The 20,818-nt window shown below is 44.9% G+C and carries 16 protein-coding genes; 10 read left to right on the top strand and 6 right to left on the bottom strand.

Annotation, left to right across the window (positions count from 1 at the left end; translation table 11 throughout):
- Positions 1-90 precede the first annotated feature (90 nt).
- The 8 genes from D1614_RS17710 to D1614_RS17675 all read left to right on the top strand — a co-directional run bounded on the left by D1614_RS17710 (position 91) and on the right by D1614_RS17675 (position 10,473).
- Positions 91-1,236, top strand: coding sequence for a COG1470 family protein (locus tag D1614_RS17710; protein ID WP_119439306.1), 1,146 nt, complete (start codon positions 91-93; stop codon positions 1,234-1,236).
- 3 nt (positions 1,237-1,239) lie between these two features.
- On the top strand, positions 1,240-2,214 hold the full coding sequence (locus D1614_RS17705; RefSeq protein ID WP_119439305.1) for an ABC transporter ATP-binding protein: 975 nt from the start codon (positions 1,240-1,242) through the stop codon (positions 2,212-2,214).
- Positions 2,204-3,169 (top strand): ABC transporter permease, encoded by a 966-nt coding sequence (locus D1614_RS17700; RefSeq protein ID WP_119439304.1) that lies wholly within the window; start codon positions 2,204-2,206, stop codon positions 3,167-3,169. The genes D1614_RS17705 and D1614_RS17700 overlap by 11 nt, the downstream gene beginning before the upstream one ends.
- A gap of 583 nt (positions 3,170-3,752) precedes the next feature.
- Entirely contained in the window at positions 3,753-6,014 is a 2,262-nt protein-coding gene (locus D1614_RS17695; RefSeq protein WP_119439303.1) for an aconitate hydratase, read from the top strand.
- Between the two features lie 102 nt (positions 6,015-6,116).
- Positions 6,117-7,343 (top strand): isocitrate dehydrogenase (NADP(+)), encoded by a 1,227-nt coding sequence (locus D1614_RS17690; protein WP_119439302.1) that lies wholly within the window; start codon positions 6,117-6,119, stop codon positions 7,341-7,343.
- A gap of 77 nt (positions 7,344-7,420) precedes the next feature.
- Positions 7,421-7,804 (top strand): GxxExxY protein, encoded by a 384-nt coding sequence (locus D1614_RS17685; protein WP_206610064.1) that lies wholly within the window; start codon positions 7,421-7,423, stop codon positions 7,802-7,804.
- Positions 7,805-7,856: 52 nt separating this feature from the next.
- On the top strand, positions 7,857-9,122 hold the full coding sequence (icd, locus tag D1614_RS17680) for an NADP-dependent isocitrate dehydrogenase (protein ID WP_119439301.1): 1,266 nt from the start codon (positions 7,857-7,859) through the stop codon (positions 9,120-9,122).
- 31 nt (positions 9,123-9,153) lie between these two features.
- Complete coding sequence (locus D1614_RS17675; protein WP_119439300.1) at positions 9,154-10,473, top strand: citrate (Si)-synthase; 1,320 nt, start codon at positions 9,154-9,156, stop codon at positions 10,471-10,473.
- Between the two features lie 129 nt (positions 10,474-10,602).
- On the opposite strand, the gene D1614_RS17670 is transcribed toward D1614_RS17675, so the two are convergent.
- From D1614_RS17670 to D1614_RS17655, 4 genes are all read right to left on the bottom strand, one after another.
- Positions 10,603-11,316, bottom strand: a complete 714-nt coding sequence (locus D1614_RS17670) for a pirin family protein (RefSeq protein WP_119439338.1) — start codon at positions 11,314-11,316, stop codon at positions 10,603-10,605.
- A gap of 188 nt (positions 11,317-11,504) precedes the next feature.
- Positions 11,505-12,122 carry a YceI family protein gene (locus D1614_RS17665; protein ID WP_119439299.1) on the bottom strand — a complete coding sequence of 206 codons (618 nt, stop codon included), beginning with the start codon at positions 12,120-12,122 and terminating at the stop codon, positions 11,505-11,507.
- An 87-nt stretch (positions 12,123-12,209) separates the two neighbouring features.
- Positions 12,210-12,782, bottom strand: coding sequence for a Crp/Fnr family transcriptional regulator (locus D1614_RS17660; protein ID WP_119439298.1), 573 nt, complete (start codon positions 12,780-12,782; stop codon positions 12,210-12,212).
- A 240-nt stretch (positions 12,783-13,022) separates the two neighbouring features.
- Entirely contained in the window at positions 13,023-13,898 is an 876-nt protein-coding gene (locus D1614_RS17655) for a creatininase family protein (RefSeq protein WP_119439297.1), read from the bottom strand.
- Between the two features lie 91 nt (positions 13,899-13,989).
- On the opposite strand from D1614_RS17655, the gene D1614_RS17650 reads away from it, so the two are divergent.
- Entirely contained in the window at positions 13,990-15,276 is a 1,287-nt protein-coding gene (locus D1614_RS17650; RefSeq protein WP_119439296.1) for a glycosyltransferase family protein, read from the top strand.
- Positions 15,277-15,527: 251 nt separating this feature from the next.
- Positions 15,528-17,978 carry a glycoside hydrolase family 9 protein gene (locus D1614_RS17645; protein WP_119439295.1) on the top strand — a complete coding sequence of 817 codons (2,451 nt, stop codon included), beginning with the start codon at positions 15,528-15,530 and terminating at the stop codon, positions 17,976-17,978.
- 170 nt (positions 17,979-18,148) lie between these two features.
- On the opposite strand, the gene D1614_RS17640 is transcribed toward D1614_RS17645, so the two are convergent.
- Together D1614_RS17640 and D1614_RS17635 are read right to left on the bottom strand one after the other, a co-directional pair.
- The gene (locus D1614_RS17640; RefSeq protein ID WP_119439294.1) at positions 18,149-19,819 is read right to left on the bottom strand and encodes a ribulokinase; all 1,671 of its coding nucleotides are present in this window, start codon (positions 19,817-19,819) and stop codon (positions 18,149-18,151) included.
- 54 nt (positions 19,820-19,873) lie between these two features.
- Entirely contained in the window at positions 19,874-20,557 is a 684-nt protein-coding gene (locus D1614_RS17635; protein ID WP_119439293.1) for an L-ribulose-5-phosphate 4-epimerase, read from the bottom strand.
- Between the last annotated feature and the right edge of the window lie 261 nt (positions 20,558-20,818).

The raw sequence follows: 20,818 nt of genomic DNA, 5'->3' as shown, positions 1-20,818 counted from the left end.
ACGCAGTAATACAGGTTGCTTGTAAGCAATTATCGGCCATCGGAAAACTATTATTGAATCAATAAATATGTAAAACTAAAAATCAGTGACATGAACAAATTACTACTTATCAAATCTTTTATTGTTACCACATTTCTGGTGTTGTTTTCGTTTAATCAAAGTAAGGCACAAACCGACAGCCTGGTTCTTTATACGCCTTACACAAAAGTTTCAGTCTCTCCAGGAAATTCGGTTAGCTACTCGATTGATGTGATCAACAAAGGATCAAAGATCCGGAACGAAGACATCTCGGCGAGTAACATTCCCCGTTCCTGGGATCACAGCATCACCGCCGGAGGTTACAACATCGACAAACTGGCTACTTTGCCGGGCGAAAAGAAAACACTCACGTTGAAAGTGGATGTTCCTTACCAGATAAAGAAAGGCAATTACACTTTTTATGCGAAAGCAGGCAGTGTTTCTTTGCCCTTAACCATCAATGTTTCATCGGCGGGTTCGAGCGTAACAGAATTTACCTGCGACCAGAAAAACATGGAGGGAACGTCGAGTTCGTCCTTTACATTTAACACCACACTCAAAAACAAAACCGCCACTAACCAGCAATATGCTTTAATGGCAGATGCACCGCGTGGCTGGAGTGTAGTTATAAAACCCAATTACAAGCAGGCCACCTCCACCGAGGTAGAGGCCAACGGTACCAAAAGCATCAGCTACGAAGTAAAACCGTCGCCCTCGGTAAAAGCCGGCACCTACAAAATTCCAGTAAAAGCGGTTTCGGGTTCCACCTCTGCCGACCTGGAGTTTGAAGTGGTGATCACCGGCACCTACGAAATGAGCCTGAGTACACCGTCGGGTTTATTAAGTACGCACATTACTGCAGGCTCGGAAAAGAAAATAGAACTGACGGTAAAAAACAGTGGCACAACCGATCTGGAAAATGTGGAACTGAAAGCATCGAAACCCAAAGACTGGAGCGTTACTTTTGAGCCAGCCAAAATCAGCAAAATCGGCCCCGGTCAAACCGAAACGGTTTATGCGACCATCACCGCTGCTAAAAAAGCTATTCCGGGCGATTATGTGGTTCAAATGGACGCCAAAACACCCGAAGTAAATTCATCCGCTTCATTCCGGCTTTCGGTCAGAACTCCCATAACCGTTGGATTGGTCGGAATTGTAATCGTGGTGCTGGTACTGCTGGGAATTGTTTTTCTGTTCAAAAAATACGGAAGGAGGTAAGCCGTGGCCGAACCAATTATCCAATTACAAAACATTAGCAAGAAATACGGCGACTTTACCGCAGTTGACGATCTCAGCCTGACCATCGAAAAAGGTGAAATATTTGGATTGCTCGGACCCAACGGTTCGGGAAAATCAACCACCATTTTGATGATGCTGGGATTGACCGAACCAAGCGCCGGCGAAGTGAAAGTGTGCGGGATCGATTCAACCAGTCACCCCATCGAAGTAAAAAGAAAAGTGGGTTATCTGGCCGAAGATGTTGGTTTTTATGATGATCAGACAGCACTCGAAAACCTGGTTTATTCAGCCATGTTAAATGGTATTCCCAAAAAAGAGGCCACCCAAAAAGCAGAAGACCTGATCGAGCGCGTAGGCTTAACCGGGGTTAAAAACAAAAAGACCGGGAAATTCTCGAAAGGAATGCGGCAACGACTGGGACTCGCCGATGTGCTGGTCAAAGATCCCGAAGTGATTATTCTGGATGAGCCTACTTCCGGCATCGACCCAAAGGGAGTACAGGACTTTTTAAACCTGATCATTGAACTTCGTGACGAACACGGGATCAGCATTCTCTTCTCTTCGCACGACCTGCAGCATGTGCAGCAGGTTTGCGACCGTATTGGCATTTTTTTGGAAGGAAAACTAATGGCTGTTGGCGACATTCGTTCACTATCGGCCAAACTTCTGACAAGCGGAAGATACCTGATCGAACTGGGAGCCGACAATTCATCCGAAGCGGGCAAAAAACTGACGCTCGGGTGGTTTCAAAAACTGGCCAGCAGCATGAACGAAATTGATTCGGTAAGCGAAGAAAATGGATTGTTTAAAGTTCTATCGTCACAAGATATTTCGCTCGTGCTTTCAAAAAAGATCATGGAAGAAGGCTACAACCTGAATTTTCTGAATAAAAAGGAATTTGGCATTGAAGCCATTTACAATCATTTAATGGAAGGAGGAACGGCTTATGCAAACTAACCATTCAATCGTTCATCCGTTCTGGGTGATCGTAAACAAAGAGATTTCTGACATCATTAAAAGCTGGCGGTTCATTATTATGCTGGCCATTGTGCTGCTTACCTGTACCGGCTCGCTTTACACTGCTTTTACAGGTTTTGCTACGGCCAAACCAACCAACGATCCCGAAGAATCCTTTTTCTTCCTGAAACTGTTTACGATTTCTGACGGGACACTTCCGCCATTTATCGTCTTTATCAGCTTTCTGGGACCTTTGCTCGGAATCAGTATGGGGTTTGACGCGATTAACTCAGAACAAAACAAGGGAACACTCAGCCGCGTTTTATCGCAGCCCATTTACCGCGATTATGTATTGAATGCCAAATTCCTGGCGTCTCTCATCGTGTTGAGCATCCTGTTTTTTTCGTTGAACCTTCTGGTGTTGGGATTCGGACTCGTCATCATAGGCATTCCGCCCACTGCCGAAGAAGTTCTCAGAATACTGATGTTCTCGGTTGTCAGCATTGTTTACGTCGCTTTCTGGCTAAACCTGTCTATCCTGTTTTCGGTCAGGTTCCGGCAGGCAACAACCTCTGCGTTGGCAGGCATTTCCATTTGGTTATTCTTCAGTATATTTTATAATATGATCGTCAACGTAATCGCCAAAGGAATTTCGCCCCGGCAAATGATAAGCGAATACCAGCTGGTTTCGTTGCAAAAACTGATTCAAAACATTATGCGCCTCAACCCGGGGCAGCTGTTCGACGATGCCACCACTACCCTGCTTGTTCCCAGTGTACGGAGTCTCGGCCCCCTTACCATGGAACAAATGAGTGGTGCCATTCCCAGTCCACTGCCACTGGGGCAAAGTATGATGCTGGTATGGCCACAGGTAACCGCCTTATTTGCAGGAACGCTGGTTTTCTTTGGGCTGGCCTATCTGTTGTTTATGCGTCGGGAAATACGCTCCAGATAACATCACCGGTTTCAAAATCCAGATTTTAAAAAACCAGAACTATTCTCCAAAGGCTGCCACTAGAATCGGCAGCCTTTTTCTTTCTGAAAGTCAATTTTTTAAAATATCCAACAAAATCCGGAAAATTGAATATTGGGAATTCTGCATAAAAAACAAATCCCAAATAGAAGTATCCATCTTAACTTTCATTTCTGTTGGTGATTCCCCGAAATCATGATGGTTTTACGCCAAACTTCTTTCCGCTAAAACTTTTCCCCTCCAATTTCACATTTCAACATCTCTTTCAAAACAACAGAACGCTTCAAAATTTAGTTTTGGATTGACTTCGCGAAAAGGGAAGAAATTAGTATATTAAAACCCTTTAAAGCTGAAAAGACAGCATACATAAAAAGCCGAAAAGAACTGTGACCAACATTACAAACCTTTGTTTACAAAACAACTTAATTTAAAGGGCCAGTCAATCGATTTAACTAAAATATTATAGTAAAATTCTATCGGTTTTTCATCAACATTTAAAGCGTATTGTTGTTAAGAAATTGCGACAGAATAATTCAAGGAAACATTCAAAAAAACTAAATATCTTATGTTTGATTCAGACCTTATCAAAAAAGTTTATTCAAAGCTACCGGAGAGAGTTCAGAAAGCAAAAGAATTATTAAACCGGCCCATGACCTATGCCGAGAAGATTTTATATGCGCATCTTTTTGAAACACAGGAACTGGCAGCCTTTGAAAGAGGTACAGACTACGTAGATTTTGCACCCGACAGAGTGGCCATGCAGGATGCAACTGCACAAATGGCGCTGCTTCAATTTATAAATTCAGGAAAGAAAAGAACTGCGGTTCCTTCTACGGTTCACTGCGATCACCTTATTCAGGCGCAGGTGGAAGGAAAAACCGACCTCTCGGTAGCCAAAGATACCAACAAGGAGGTTTTTGACTTTCTGGAATCGGTATCCAACAAATACGGAATCGGTTTCTGGAAACCGGGTGCCGGTATTATTCACCAGGTAGTACTGGAGAATTATGCTTTCCCGGGAGGAATGATGATCGGAACCGACTCACACACCGTAAATGCCGGTGGACTCGGAATGGTTGCCATTGGAGTTGGCGGTGCCGACGCGGTAGATGTGATGGCCGGAATGGCCTGGGAACTGAAAATGCCGAAAATGATCGGGGTGAAACTTACCGGCAAACTAAGCGGTTGGACTTCACCAAAAGACATTATATTAAAGGTAGCCGGAATTCTTACCGTAAAAGGAGGAACCGGAGCCATTATCGAATATTTCGGAGAAGGCGCCAAATCGCTTTCAGCAACCGGAAAAGGCACCATTTGTAACATGGGTGCCGAAGTGGGCGCTACCACCAGTATTTTTGCTTACGACGAAAGCATGGAGCGCTACCTGAATGCTACCGGAAGATCGGAAGTGGCAGAAATAGCCAACCAGATGAAAGACGTGCTGGATGCCGACCCGGAAGTATATGCAAATCCGGAAAAGTATTACGACCAGTTGATCGAGATCAACCTTTCGGAACTGGCGCCGCATTTGAACGGGCCGTTCACCCCTGACCGTGCAACACCGGTTTCGGAAATGAAAGAGGTGGCCAAAGAAAACGGCTGGCCGGTTGAAGTTTCGGTTGGTTTGATCGGAAGTTGTACCAACTCGTCGTATGAAGATATTTCAAGAGCAGCATCGATTGCCAAACAGGCCGAAGAAAAAGGTTTGATCACCAAAGCCGAATTTACGATCACTCCGGGTTCGGAGCAGGTCCGTTTTACCATCGAACGAGACGGATTTATCGATACGTTTGAAAAAATTGGCGGAAAAGTATTTGCCAACGCCTGTGGCCCGTGTATTGGTCAGTGGGCGCGCGAAGGAGCCGATAAGCAGGAAAAGAACACCATCGTTCACTCCTTTAACCGGAACTTCTCGAAACGTGCCGACGGCAATCCTAATACCCACGCTTTTGTTACCTCACCCGAGATGGTAACGGCGCTGGCTATTGCCGGTCGTCTCGACTTTAATCCGCAAACCGATACGTTGACCAACAAAAACGGTGAAGAGGTAAAACTGGATGAACCTACGGGTTTTGAACTTCCACCAAAAGGCTTTGATGTGGAAGACGCAGGATTTCAGGCTCCGGCAGAAGATGGTTCGCACGTGGTGGTAAACGTAGCGCTTGATTCAAACCGTCTTCAGTTGCTGTCGCCTTTCGAAGCATGGGACGGAAAAAACATTACAGGTGCCAAACTGCTGATCAAAGCATTTGGGAAATGTACCACCGACCATATTTCGATGGCAGGGCCCTGGTTGCGCTACCGCGGACACCTCGACAATATTTCGAATAATATGCTGATTGGTGCCGTCAATGCATTTAACGACGAAACCAACAAGGTAAAGAACCAGCTGACCGGTGCTTACGAAGAAGTTCCGAAAGTTCAGCGTCAGTACAAAGCTGCGGGTATTCCAACCGTTGTGATTGGCGACCAGAACTATGGTGAAGGATCTTCGCGCGAACACGCCGCGATGGAACCACGTCACCTGGGCGTTCGGGCAGTAATTGTGAAGTCTTTCGCTCGTATTCATGAAACCAACCTTAAAAAGCAGGGAATGCTCGGATTGACTTTCGCCAATGAGAACGATTACGATCTGATTCAGGAAGACGATACCTTCAACTTTGTTGATTTGGTTGATTTTGCTCCCGGTAAGCAGCTGACACTTGAAGTCGTTCACGCCGATGGTTCAAAAGACACCATCCAATTGAATCATACCTACAATCAGCAACAAATTGAATGGTTCAAAGCAGGATCAGCGCTTAACCTGATAAAACAACAAAACGCATAAAAATTTCTCGCTAAATCGCTAAGCCGCAAAATTTTACTCTTTGCGTCTTTGCGACTCTGCGAGAAGTTCAAAAATTAAATAACCAGTAAATTCAAAAGAAACATGCAAAAGATCAAGGTTCACAACCCGGTAGTAGAGCTCGACGGAGATGAAATGACCAGGGTTATTTGGGATTTCATCAAACAAAAATTAATTCTTCCCTATCTCGATATCGATTTAAAATATTACGACCTGGGAATTGAAAGTCGTGACGCTACCGACGACCAAATTACAGTGGATGCAGCCAATGCCATCAAAAAATACGGTGTGGGCGTAAAATGTGCCACCATTACACCCGATGAAGCCCGCGTGGACGAATTCGGGTTAAAGCACATGTGGAAATCGCCCAATGGCACCATTCGTAACATTTTGGGAGGAACCGTGTTTCGTGAACCGATTATGATCTCGAATATTCCGCGCCTGGTTCCGGGATGGAAACAGCCCATTTGCATCGGGCGTCACGCTTTTGGCGACCAGTACAAAGCCACTGATTTTGTAACAAAAGGAAGAGGTAAACTGACCATCACCTTTACGCCAGAAGACGGTGGTGAAACCGTTTCGCACGAGGTATATGATTTTGAAGGCGACGGAGTGGCCATGGCCATGTACAACACTGACGAATCGATTACCGGATTTGCCCGTTCGTGTATGAACCAGGCACTTGATAAAGGCTGGCCTTTGTACATGTCAACCAAAAACACCATCCTGAAAAAGTACGACGGTCGTTTTAAAGATATTTTCCAGAAAATTTACGAAGAGGAATTCAAAGATAAATTTGCTACGGCCGGAATTACCTACGAACATCGCTTGATCGACGACATGGTAGCTGCTGCATTGAAATGGGAAGGAGGCTTTGTTTGGGCCTGTAAAAATTACGACGGCGACGTACAAAGCGACACCGTTGCGCAGGGATTTGGATCGTTAGGTTTGATGACTTCGACTCTGGTTACTCCCGACGGGAAAACCATGGAAGCCGAAGCAGCTCACGGAACGGTTACACGCCACTACCGTCAGCACCAGCAGGGAAAACCAACTTCGACCAACCCGATTGCTTCAATCTTTGCATGGACACGTGGACTGGCCTTCCGTGGAAAGCTGGATGAAAACCAGCCATTGATCGATTTTGCGAATGCTTTGGAAGAAGTTTGTATTCAAACCGTGGAATCAGGAAAAATGACCAAGGACCTGGCATTGATCGTTCACGGTGCTGAATTAAAGTCGGAACACTATCTGACCACTGAACAATTCCTGGAAGCCCTGGATGAAAATCTCCGCGCTAAATTGAATTAGATAATTATGCACGCTGATTTTGCAGATATGCGCAGACTGGAACCTTGAGTATCTCGTAACTTAAATAAAAAGTAGTTATGGAAATTAGTGAAAATCAAATATCTTACGACATCAGAGGAGCAATATTTGAAGTTTACAATACACTTGGACCAGGTCTGTTGGAGTCGGTTTATGAGGCAGCTTTAATCTATGAACTTCAGGAAATGGGGTATAACATAGACAATCAGGTTGAAGTACCGGTGAACTATAAAGGTAAAAACCTGGAAAAAGGATATCGTATCGATATTTTGGTTGAGAACAAAGTAATAATTGAAATAAAATCGGTTGAAACGATGAACAAGCTGTACTTTAAACAAACAGTTTCGTACCTGAAATTAGCCGACAAAAAATTAGGCATATTGGTTAATTTCAACACCGAAAATATCTCAGGATCGATACAACGAATAGCTAACAATATATAAGTCTGCGTTTTTCTGTGTAATCTGCGTGAAAAAGTAATTTAAAAGAAATGAAATGACAAATAAAACCAAAATAATCAACGGGAAGCTTTTTGTGCCTGACCAGCCGGTGATTCCGTTTATTGAAGGAGACGGTATTGGCAAAGACATTACAGGCCCCTCGCAACGGGTACTGGATGCAGCGGTTGCCAAAGCCTATGGCGACGAAAAACGACTGATCTGGAAAGAGGTGCTGGCCGGCGAAAAAGCCTACAAGGAAACCGGAAATTATCTTCCGCAGGAAACACTAGATGCTTTTAAGGAGCACCTGGTTGGGATTAAAGGACCGCTTCAGACTCCGGTCGGAGAAGGAATTCGTTCGCTAAACGTTGCCCTTCGCCAAACACTGGATTTGTACGTTTGTCTGCGCCCCGTGCGTTGGTTCAAAGGCGTTCCCTCTCCCATTCGTTACCCGTCGATGGTTGACATGCATATTTTCCGTGAAAACACCGAGGATATTTATGCCGGTATCGAATATATGGCGGGAAACGATAAGAGCAAAAAATTTCGTGATTTCCTGATCAACGAAATGGGTGTGGACAAAATCCGTTTTCCTGAAAGTTCTTCTTTTGGGGTAAAACCTATCTCAAAAGACGGTTCGGTGCGTTTAACCAAAGCAGCCATAGAATACGCCATTCTGCGGAAACTGCCTTCGGTGACGATCGTTCACAAAGGAAACATTATGAAGTTTACGGAGGGAGCCTTCAAAAACTGGAGTTACGATTTGGCTGAAACGGAATTCAAATTACAGACTTTTACCTGGCGTCAGTACGAAAAGATCAGGGAAGAAAAAGGTCAGCTGGATGCCGACAAAGCGCTGGATGAAGCCAAGAAAGACGGAAAAGTAATCGTAAAAGATTGCATCACCGATGCCTTTTTGCAGGAGTCGTTGCTACATCCATGGGATCACTCGGTAATTGCCACCATGAACCTGAACGGAGATTATATTTCTGATCAGTTAGCTGCAATGGTAGGCGGCATCGGAATTTCTCCCGGTGCGAACATCAACTACCAAAGTGGATATGCCATTTTTGAAGCCACTCACGGAACAGCGCCCAATATCGCAGGTACAGGAAAAGCCAATCCCGGTTCGTTGATTCTTTCCGGAGTAATGATGTTGGAATACCTTGGCTGGGACGAAGCTGCCGAACATGTTTACGATGCCATGGAGCACGTGTTTGCCAAACGAAAGGTAACATCCGACCTGCATTCTCAGATGGAAGGAGCCACGCTGCTTACCACTTCCGAGTTTGCGGATGAAATCATTAAAAATATGCATTGATCAATAATAATCAAACAAATACAATAAACAGATGGAATACATTAAGTACAGATTTTACCAGAAAGCAAGCAAATGTTCCGCCGAGTTCCAACGCTTAAAAAAAGAACATGCCGATGTGGTGCTCGGTCAGGTTACGCTTGGCCAGGTATTGACAGGGATGAAAGGAATACCTCTGTTGGTAACCGACACATCGAAACTTGACCCGGAAGAAGGTATCCGTTTCAAAGGATACTCCATTCCTGAATTACAGCAGAAGCTGCCCAAAATCAATCCGGAAGGCGAACCACTACCCGAAGGCTTGTTTTACCTGATGTTGATTGGCGAAATTCCTTCGCAGGAAGATGCCCTCAACCTTTCGATCGACTGGGCAACCCGGGCACACGTGCCACAACACGTTTTCGACGTGATTGATGCGCTGCCTAAAACATCGAAACCGATGACCCAGTTCAGCGCCGCCATTTTATCGATGGCCACGGAATCTATTTTCCAGAAAGCTTACAGGGCCGGCGTAAACAAGAAATTTTACTGGGATGCCACTTACGAAGACGTGATGAACCTGATTGCCCGTCTTCCGCGTATTGCAGCCTACATTTACCGCCGCCAGTTCCATAACAGCGATCACATTGAACCCAACCCACGTCTCGACTGGGCAGGTAACCTGGCGCATATGATGGGATTTAACTCGGAGGATATTCGCCGCTTGTTCCGTCTGTATATGATCATTCATGCTGATCACGAAGGAGGAAACGTATCAGCACATACTGCACACCTGGTAGGGTCTGCACTTAGCAACCCGTATTATGCCTACGCAGCCGCAATGACCGGATTGGCCGGCCCCCTGCATGGTTTTGCCAACCAGGATGTGATTTTCTGGATTTTTGAAATGATTGAAGCTTTGGGTACCGATGCTCCTACCGATGAACAGGTTTCTGATTATTGCAAGAGAACGCTCGAAGAAGGCCGTGTAATTCCGGGATACGGACACGCTGTATTGCGTAAAACAGACCCGCGTTTTACCGCCCAGGAAGAATTTGCCAACAAGTACATCAAAAACGATCCGTTGGTAAACCTGGTCAACCAGTTGTACCGTGTGGTTCCGCCGATTCTCGGGTCAGTTGGAAAAATCAAAAATCCATGGCCAAATGTAGATGCTTACAGTGGCTCGCTGCTGTATCATTATGGTATTAAAGAATATACATTCTATACGGTAATGTTTGGAGTATCTCGTGCACTCGGAGTTTTGGCTTCGTTGGTTAACGACCGCATTTACGGTATGCCAATTGAGCGCCCGACTTCTCACCCGCTAAGCTGGTTCAAAGAGCAAGCTGAAGGAAAAGGAAGCGATTGTTAAAAGACATTGCACCATAAAAAAGAAAGCCGGTTTAAGCCGGCTTTCTTTTTGGATACAACCACTTTGTATCTTCACTGAAATTTGATTTCTTATGATTCCCGGATACTCCGGGGTTCACTCAAAGTACCTCTAATTTAGCATGGGTACCTCCATTAGCAAAACCCGTGCATCGGTGTCTGCCACTAATTCTAGTTCGCTTACCTCCCAGATTCCAAGTCCGTCTCTCCGGTTAAGAGCCTGCCCGTTGAGGGTAACATCTCCTTCAATTACAAAAGCATAAACTCCGTTTCCGTCTTTCTTTACTTGATAAGAAACGGTTTTACCTTTGTCAAAAGAACCAAGACTAAACCAGGCATCCTGGTGTATCCAAACTCCCTGGTCTTCTGAATCGGGAGACAGAACCTGGTAAAATTCGTTGCTTTTGAATATGTCACGAATCGAAATCTGATCGTAGCGCGGCTGAACGTTTTTCTTGTTGGGGAAAACCCAGATTTGCAGAAGTTCTACTTTTTTCTCCTGGCTGTGGTTGAATTCGCTGTGAAAAACGCCCGTTCCGGCACTCATTACCTGAACATCGCCTTCGCGAATTACCTCTTCGTTCCCCATATTGTCACGATGACGCAAATCGCCTTCGAGCGGAATGGTGATAATTTCCATGTTATCGTGCGGGTGCATGCCAAATCCACCACCACCAGCGATCGAATCATCGTTTAAAACTCTTAATGCACCAAAATGAACACGCTCCGGATCGTAGTAATTGGCAAAACTAAACGTATGGTACGTGTCCAACCAACCGTGATTGGCGCTTCCCCTCGTTTCTGCCTTGTGTAACATTGTTTTCATGATCTGTATTTTATGGCTTTTCTGTAACAATCCTTCTGCGAAATAAAAGTCGTTCCCTTTTGGTTTTCCTCGGCCGGTTTCGGCGATCGCTGCATTTGCGATCACCACTTACCGGTAAGGAACCATTTTCTAATCTGCATTCCCGGAAACCAACTGAGTCGCCGACTCAGAACATGGTTTCTGCTGAATTAAGGCTTGGAAATTTCTGCTGAAGAAGAAGCAACCAGTTCGAAACGAATGTCAAAAGTATCGTAGATCATTTTATCGCCCAAACCTTCGAAGAATTTACCCGAACCGTAACGAATGTCGTATTTGGTACGATCAACGGTAGCTGTTCCGTTGGCAGTAAGTTTATCTCCTTCCACTTTTACTTCAGCCGGGAACGAAATTTCGTGTTTGATACCTTTGATTGTCAAGTCTCCCACAACTTTATGCTGAGCTCCGTCTTTCGTTACCGATTTAATCGCAAAGGTTGCTTTCGGATGTTTTTCTACTGAAAAGAAGTCATCTGATTTCAGGTGGCCGATCAGTTTGTCTTTCCATTCACCTTCCAGGTCAGTACAGTCAATCGTGTTCATATCCAGGTTAATGCTTGCTCCTGTAATTTTCTCATCCTGTACATAAACAGTTCCGCCAGCAACCGAAAGAAGCCCTGAATGCTCACCTGTCACCTTCTTGGCATTCCAGTAAACCTTACTGGTTTTGGTATCTACTTTTAATGCTGACTGCGCAACAGCTTTCTGTCCTGTTACCGCCACTAAAACAATTACTAATGCTATTCCTAAAAGTCCACTAATTTTTTTCATTTTTCTTAAATTTTAGTTTCTAATTTCACTGCAAACATACTACCGGTGTTGGTGTAAAAAAATAAACTAGTTTAAGAAAAATACCTTTTAGTCTTTTTTTGATCGTTTTGCGAGTATTTTACTCAAAAAAACAGGTGTTACTCCCAGATAAGATGAAATTTGGTACTGCGGAAGACGTTGAATCAGCTCGGGATGTTCGTTCACCAGTTCTTCGTAATTCTCCTCCGCCGTTTTTGATAAAATGGAAACAAATCGCTTTTGCAGGAAAACATAGGATTTCCGGATATAATTGGCAAGGCTGATATACCTTTTGTACAGAATATGGAAATTGTCTTCGGAAATGGAATAAACCGTGCTGTTCTCCAGCGTTTCAATAAAATAGGGCGTTTCGGCAGGCGTTCCCAGGTCACCGATCCACTGACGTTCGCGGGCAAAAAGGATGTTGAATTCCTTCCCGCTCTGATCGATAATGTACATTCGCAACAGCCCCTTTTCGATGTAGTAATGCAGGGTATTGGCCTCCCCTGCCTTCATGATCATCGTTTTTTTCCGAAAAGTACTTTTTCTGAAAAAGCGGGTAATTTCCTCCCGTTCCTCCTCCATCAGAGGCTTTCGGTTGATGTGTTCGAAATAGGAATATAATATTGAATAATCTACCATTTATCAATCTCCTTCATGTGTAAAAGTAACAATTTCCCGTCACCGGAGAATGTAAATGTTATTGGTCGCTCTAAAAGCAGAAGAAAGCATAAGATCTCAAAACAATTAAACTTAAAGATCACTGATTATTAGCGTGCAGAATAATACTGTCATTGGCCAAATCAAATTCGATCAAATCTCAGAAATCTCTTCAGCCTACGCGTTAAGCTCATCGCCCACATTCCAAGCTTGCAGCTCCAATTACTGTTTTGTATCCAGCGGGTTCTCAGCTTTCCGGAAAAATTCCTGCTGTAAAGCGGGAACCACTGTGTCTGCTTTTACCAGCTGGATCATTTCCACCAGCTGTTTTACGGTTTCATCAACCAGCAATTCGCCGGCCTCGGCATTGGCTTTTGATCCGTCGCCGCCGTAATGGTTCGGATAGCTGGCATACCACCAAATTCCGGAGTAAACATATTGAAGGCTTTTCATCCGCTCAAGATTCGCACCCGACTGCTGCCCTGCCCTATTCGTATGGGTAAGCTGTGGTTGTGACGCCGCCATTTCGGATGTTTCACTGTTTCCGGCATGCGCATCAAAAGGATCATGTTGCGTTAAATCTGCTGCCTTCTTTTCTACTTCACGATTCGCCTCGGGACGAAACCAGTAAAGCGAGTAATTGCGTGGTTCTGAGAGCTGTGCCATTCCGAAAAAATTCAGAAACGCATTGTTGCCGCCATGCCCGTTTACGATGATGATTTTCTCGAAACCATTGCGATTTAACTCGTCCAGCGTTTCCTGAAGCATAAGCCAAATCAATTCGGGGGAATACGAAATCGTTCCCGGCTGATGGCGCGCTTCGTTTATCTGGCTGAAATAATACCAGGGAAAAACGACGGCATATTCTTTTTCAGCTGCCCGAAGAGCGTATTCGCGCGACAAAAAAAGATCGGTTCCCAATGGCAAATGCGGTCCGTGCTTTTCCATCACACCTATCGGAATGATACACGTTTTGGAGCTTTTTTCCACTGCTTTTATGAAATCCGGCGCGGTTAATTCTTCCAACCTGAAAGGAAGTTCTTGCGACGACCCACAAAATGATGAAAATAAAAAGACAATCAGGATTAGCTTTTTCATGGAAAGTAGGTTTTAGTTAAATCCGGATTAAAAATAAATTGTTTCTTTAACTTTAGCTACGAATTCATAATTTTAACTTCAAACAAACAGCATGCAGGTAGTCATTGCACACAGCCACCTCAACCCGGGCAGGGTTAGCAGAATCATCGCATCTCAAACAGAGGTACTTCGGGGAACTCCGGTAAAAATACTAACAGGCGCATGCCCTGATCCTGAAAGGTTTACCTCAAAAGGCGCAGAGCTGATGATCATCGGGGAGTTGAATTACCTGGAAAAGAAAAAATATGCAGCCTCCGAAGCTAAGCAATTGCTCGACCTGGTTTATCAAAAAATAAGGGAACATATTACGCCCGACACCGTTTTGCATTTTCACAATTTAAACCTGGGCAAAAACCCGGTTGTAACCTATGCCGTTTACCAGCTGGCAAAAGAAGGTGTAAAAGTTTTTAGCCATGTGCACGATTTCGCGGAAGACCGTCCTTCCTACCTTACTTTTTTGAAGGAAATTCTAACCGATATTTTTTTGCAGGATGTAAATGAGGTGCTTTACCCAAAGCTGCCTAATTACCAATTTGGAGTTCTCAATTCGGCCGATCTCGAACGGTTGGTTTCCTATGGAGCAGATCCGGAAAGAATTGTTTGGCTACCAAAACCGGTGAATGTAAAAACATCGCCTGAGAATCTGGATAAAGCAGAAGCCAAAAGCACCGTCTGCCAAACGCTGAAACGAGATGAAAGCAAGCTGCTGGTTACCTATCCGGTAAAAGTCATTCAGCGGAAAAATATTGGCGAGCTTATTTTGCTTTCCATTTTATTCGACCACATTGCCAGTTTTGTGGTAACACAGGCACCGCAAAATCCGGTAGAAATTGAAATGTATCAACAATGGGTGAAGTTTTGTTCCGATCATGAAATCGATGTGATTTTTGAAGCCGGAATGAAAACGGATTTTGAAACCCTGCTGACCGGAAGTGATTTTTGCATTACCACCAGTTACCGCGAAAGTTTCGGGATGGTGTACCTTGAGCCCTGGTTGCTCGACACCCCGATTGTTGGCCGCGATATAGATTACATAACCCGGGATTTTAAAGAAGATGGTTTTGAATTTCCGGCCTTGTACTACAAGCTGAATATTCCGGGTATCAAAGTAGATTTCAAAGACCTGAACATGAAAATGCAGATGGAAATTATTTCTGACCTGAAATCCGGAAGGTTATCCAAACAACAGGTGTTTGAACAAAACCCCATCCTCAATACCTTGTTTAAAAAAGTCGCGGACTCAGTGACGGAAAAAAACAAAACAATCATCCAGAATAACTATTCGCTAAAAGCGTATGGAAATAAACTTCAGGAGCAATATCGTAAGTTGATCGGATAAGCCGGGCAGCATTTATCCTCTCCAAATTAGCGCCAAAACTGAAAACAGAATCATTTCAGCCTGCAACAAAGGTCATCTTCTAGTAATTCAAACCACCAAAATCTTGCCGGGATTCTCTCATCCGGGATAATATTTTCCGGGGTGTTATCATTGCCCCACTGCTTAATTTTCTCAAAATGATGATCTTAAACATATACAAAACTTCAGCTTATTCGTAAATTTAGTTTCATCATAAATAAATCAGCTAAACCATGAATAAGCTTATTACCACCGCCGTTGTGTTTCTGATCCTGTTTCCTTCCTCTTTTGTTCTCGCTCAGGTTGACCAACAACTCAGGGAGGATATAATTAGCACAGGCTATGTACATCGTCCACTGCCTTTGGACTACAGTAAATCGTACGAATCGTTTGGCCTGACCAAAAAAGTGCTTCAATCCGATATGCTTTGCGATATGGAGAACCTTATTGGCTGGTCGCACAAAGGAATTGGCAATATGACGATTACAGACGAACGGTGTATTAACGGTACCCACAGCATGCACCTGGCTGCACCCACCACTTATCCGCAGTTTTTAGGCTGGGGACTTGGCTTTGGGACTTCGCTGGCCAGCTTTGATGTGGGAGGCGTTAACTGGGGAAAATACAACCGGATTAAGGTGTATGTTTACCCCGAATGCGAAGGTGCGCGAAGTATCTACCTGAATCTTTATGTTGAAAACGACGGCATGGTAAAAGTGCCCGATAAATACGGTCGTGAAGGCTACCATGAAATAAACCTGATTAACGGCCAGTGGAACGAGTGTTTTGTTGAAATGACCGAACTTCCCCGGGATAAAGTAACCAAGCTTTCGTTTGCGATCGAGGTATTTGGGAAAGAACGCACCATGGGCGATTCACTGAAATTTGACATTGATGCCGTTGCGCTTGAAACGGTTGAAAACCCGGAAGTGGTAAGTGGCTGGCAACCCGCTCCCAACAGAATCATCTTTTCCACCACCGGCTACCGTCCCGACAGCCGAAAAACCGCCATTTCAACTGTCCACAGCAACAACGGACGTTTTCAGCTTGTCGACTACCAAACATCAGGCGTTGTTTATAAAGGTGACATTCAAAAAGAAAAAACGAAAACCGGAGACTTTGAAACCCTTGATTTTAGCGACTTCAAACACACCGGCCGCTATTTTATCCGGATAGGAAATTCTGAGAGTCAGCCATTTTACATCGATCCGAACGTTTGGGAAGATTCGGCGTGGCGGGTGCTGAATTTTGTGTTTTGTGAACGCTGCGGCTACCCCGTTCCGGGGAAACACGGTGTTTGCCACACCGACCTGAACGGCACACACAATGGGCAACTCTTTGCCTTAAACGGCGGCTGGCACGATGCGGCTGATATGTCGCAACAGGTTTTACAGTCGGGAGAATTAGCATTGGCACTCATTGAAATGGCTCAAACTGCGAAAGAAAAAAACAATACCGATCTATACCTGCGCCTGATGGAAGAAGCCGAATGGGGAATAGATTTTATCCTCAAAACACGGTTGGGTGATGGTTACCGAGCACAAACCTGGGGAACCAATTTATGGACCGACGGTTTTATTAATACCAAAGACGATTCCACCAAACGCCGAAGGGTACGCGTGCACAACCGTGCCTTCGAGAACTTCCTTTTTTCGGGAATAGAGGCAGCTGCTGCAATGGCTATTAACGACGACCCGATGTTAAAACAACATCTCCGGAAAGTTGCCATTGAAGATTACGCGTTTGCCAAAAAACGTTTCGACGAACTGGGGTTTGACGAACTCAGCGGAGGTGGTGGCGGAGATCATGCAGCAATGGCTTCCAACAGCCAGTACATAGCCAATATTTCCTACACCGCCAGCCAGCTTTATCGCTTAACCGGTGATAAGCACTATGCCAACGAAGCCGCTAATTCCATTCAATACACTCTTGATTGCCAGCGGGTCATTCCGATTAATGACAAGGACAAACTGTGTGGATTCTTTTACCGCGACCTCAACAAAAAATCGATTGTGCATTACACCCATCAATCACGCGATCATGTTTACATGCAGGCGCTCACAACCCTTTGTGAAACGCAGCCCGATCATCCCGATTATCAAAAATGGAAACAGTCGATTGAGCTTTACGCCAATTACCTGAAAACCATCATGCAATATGTTGCCCCGTACGGAATGCTCCCAAGCGGCGTGTACCACATTGACGAAGTAAAAGATTCGCTTAATTTTTACAAGGTACAGGTTGGAATTTCGAAAGGAGCGGCAAAAGATTACAAAGAGCAACTCGAAAACGGGGTAAAACTGGACGAACAACATTATCTGCGAGCTTTTCCTGTATGGTTTTCGTTTAAAGGAAATGCTGCGGTTCACTTATCTACCGGCAAAGCAGCTGCCTTGTGTGGCCGATTTCTGAACGACCCGGAATTAATGGACATCGCCGAACAACAGTTGTTCTGGATTGTTGGCAAAAATCCCTTTGGGCAATCGCTTATCTGGGGCGAAGGCAGTAACTACCCGCAGCTTTATACCGCTTTGCCGGGTGAAACAGTAGGAGCCATTCCGGTGGGTATGCAATCGAAATTCAATGAGGACACTCCCTACTGGCCGCAATTTAATACGGCAACCTACAAAGAAGTCTGGAATTCTTCAGCCACCAAATGGCTGTCGTTAATAGCTGAATTTTGAATGAACAAAGAAGGGCTTGTCCAAAAAGTTGGTAAAATCAATTTCACGCAAAGGCACAAAAGAAGCGCAAAGGTCGCAGAATCCTCATAATCGGCTTCTCCTTTTGCGTACTTTTGAGTAAATCTTGGCGCGCTTTGCGTGACATTTACTTTCTGGACAGCCCCTTCTTTTTATGCTGTAAAATCGAACTCGATAAACTTTCCGAATTTCCTGTACTTTTCGTACAACACCTTGTACTTCTCTACATTTTCCGGAATAGGGTGATATTCTGTTTCAATTCCACCTCCCATTTTTTGCTGAGCTTCAGCCATACTGGGGTAAACACCGGCAACAACTGCGGCAGCCATAGCCGATCCCAATGCACAAGCCTGTTCCGAACGAGCCACCTTAATTGGCATGTTTAGTACATCGGCTACAATTTGCATCACCAGCGGCGATTTTTTAGCAACGCCCCCCAAAGCAATCACACCATCAATGCGAACTCCTTCCGAAATAAAGCGATCGTTGATTGCTTTTGAACCAAAAGCAGTCGCCTCCACAAGTGCCCTGAAAATGCGGGGTGCATCCGAACCGAGATTCAACCCGGCGATCGCTCCTTTCAATGCCTGGTTGGCATCCGGTGTACGACGGCCGTTCATCCAGTCGAGCGCCACAATACCACTTTCCGAAATAGGAACTTTTGCCGCTTCTTCGCTTAACTTGGCGATGATCTTATCCGAAGTCTCATCCAGCAGCTTTTGTTTGGTGGCTTCATCCACCAGCGAAGTTTCAGCCAGAATATTCTTCAGCGGCCACTCCAACACACGCTTAAACCAGGCATAAATATCCCCAAACGCCGATTGTCCGGCTTCCAGTCCCAGCATTCCGGGAACGATCGAACCATCCACCTGACCACAAATTCCGGCCACCACCTTGCTACCGACTTCATCCATGGGTGTAATCAACATATCACAGGTGGAAGTTCCCATCACTTTCGAGACGTAATAAGGTTCAATCTCAGCACCAACAGCACCCAGGTGTGCATCAAAAGCGCCAACACCGACTACAACATCGGTTGACAACCCAAGCTTTTCAGCCCATTCTTTGGTAAGTGTGCCCGCTGAAACATCGCAAGTAAATGTATCCTTGTACAGGCGGTCTCTTAAACCGGCCAGCATCGGGTCGAGCGCCACCAAAAACTCTTCCGATGGAAGTCCGCCAAAAGCCTCGTGCCACATGGCTTTGTGCCCTGCAGCACAACGACTCCGTTTCAATGTTTTGGGATGGGTATTGCCGGTTAACAGCGCCGGGATCCAATCGCAATGCTCCACCCAGGAATACGCTGCGCGGTAAACTCCGGCATCTTCGCGGATTACGTGCAACAGTTTCGCCCAAAACCATTCCGACGAATAGATTCCACCTTCATATTTGGTAAAGTCTACTTCCCATTCTTTTGCCAGTTTATTGATTTCATCGGCTTCTTTTACCGCTGTGTGGTCTTTCCAAAGCACAAACATGGCATTTGGATTTTCCTCAAAACCCGGAGTCAGGGAAAGTGGCGTTCCTTTTTCATCCACTGCCACCGGGGTAGATCCGGTTGTGTCAACCGAAATGCCCACAATGTTTTCGGCAACTCCCTGAGGCGCCTGTTTCAGGGCTTCCACAATTGTATATTCCAATCCTTCCAGGTAATCTTTCGGATGCTGACGGAAGCGGTTATCATGCGCATTGCAGTATTCCTGCTTTTGCCAGCGCGGATAATTAAAAACAACACTTGCCACTTCTTCTCCCGTTTCAACATTTACGATCAGCGATCGCACCGAGTCTGAGCCATAATCCAATCCAATAGTGTATTTTGCCATTGAGTTTTAATTTGATTTTATTATTGATTTTTTGTGTTTTAATTGAAGTCTCAGTCATTGTCCGTAATAAGCATCTTTTCCGTGCTTGCGAAGAAAATGTTTATCGAGCAATACCTGATCCATGGTAGTTTCCGGGTTAAGAACAAAACTACGGAAAGCCATTTTCGCGACCTCTTCCATTACTACCGCATTATGAACTGCGTTGTGCACATCGGCCCCCCAGGAGAAAGGCCCGTGATTATTCACCAACACTCCCGGAATGGAATCGGGATTAAGCCCTTTGAAACGTTCAACAATCACTTTCCCGGTTTCCAGTTCATATTCTTTTTCAATTTCTTCTTTTCTCATTTTGCGAGTGCAGGGAATTTCCCCGTCAAAATAATCGGCATGCGTTGTTCCAATCGCCGGAATGTCTTTCCCGGCCTGTGCCCAGCTGGTAGCCCATTCGGAATGCGTGTGCACTACCCCGCCAATATTCCCAAACTGACGATAAAGTACCAGGTGCGTCGGAGCATCGCTCGAAGCTTTGAATTTTCCCTCTATCACCTTGCCATACAAATTAAGGACGACCATATCTTTGGGTCTCATTTTTTCGTACGAAATGCCACTCGGTTTGATCACGACCAAGCCATTTTCACGGCTGATTCCGCTTGCATTTCCCCAGGTAAAAATCACCAATCCGTACTTCACCAGATCTAGATTTGCCTGAAACACTTCTTCTTTTAACTTTTCAAGCATATCAACTCCTTTTTATTTCCTGTCCGTTGCATTCCGCAACCGCTCTGAAAAACGCTTCCGTTTTGCTTCCTAAGATAACAGAAATCAGCAGGTAGTGAGCATTCATAACAGTTCAGTTTTATTCATCCATGTCGGTTGCCAGCCAACTTAAGCGTAAATATAACACTTAAGTATGAAGTATGAAATAAGTATGCAGCTAAGTATTCCAAGTAATTGTTTACGGGTTTAAAACAAAAAACCCGTTCATCGATGATGAACGGG

It is taken from the genome of Maribellus luteus (genome assembly GCF_003576475.1).
GTDB classification, from domain to species: domain Bacteria; phylum Bacteroidota; class Bacteroidia; order Bacteroidales; family Prolixibacteraceae; genus Draconibacterium; species Draconibacterium luteum.
This window is presented reverse-complemented; position numbering and strand designations above follow the sequence as displayed.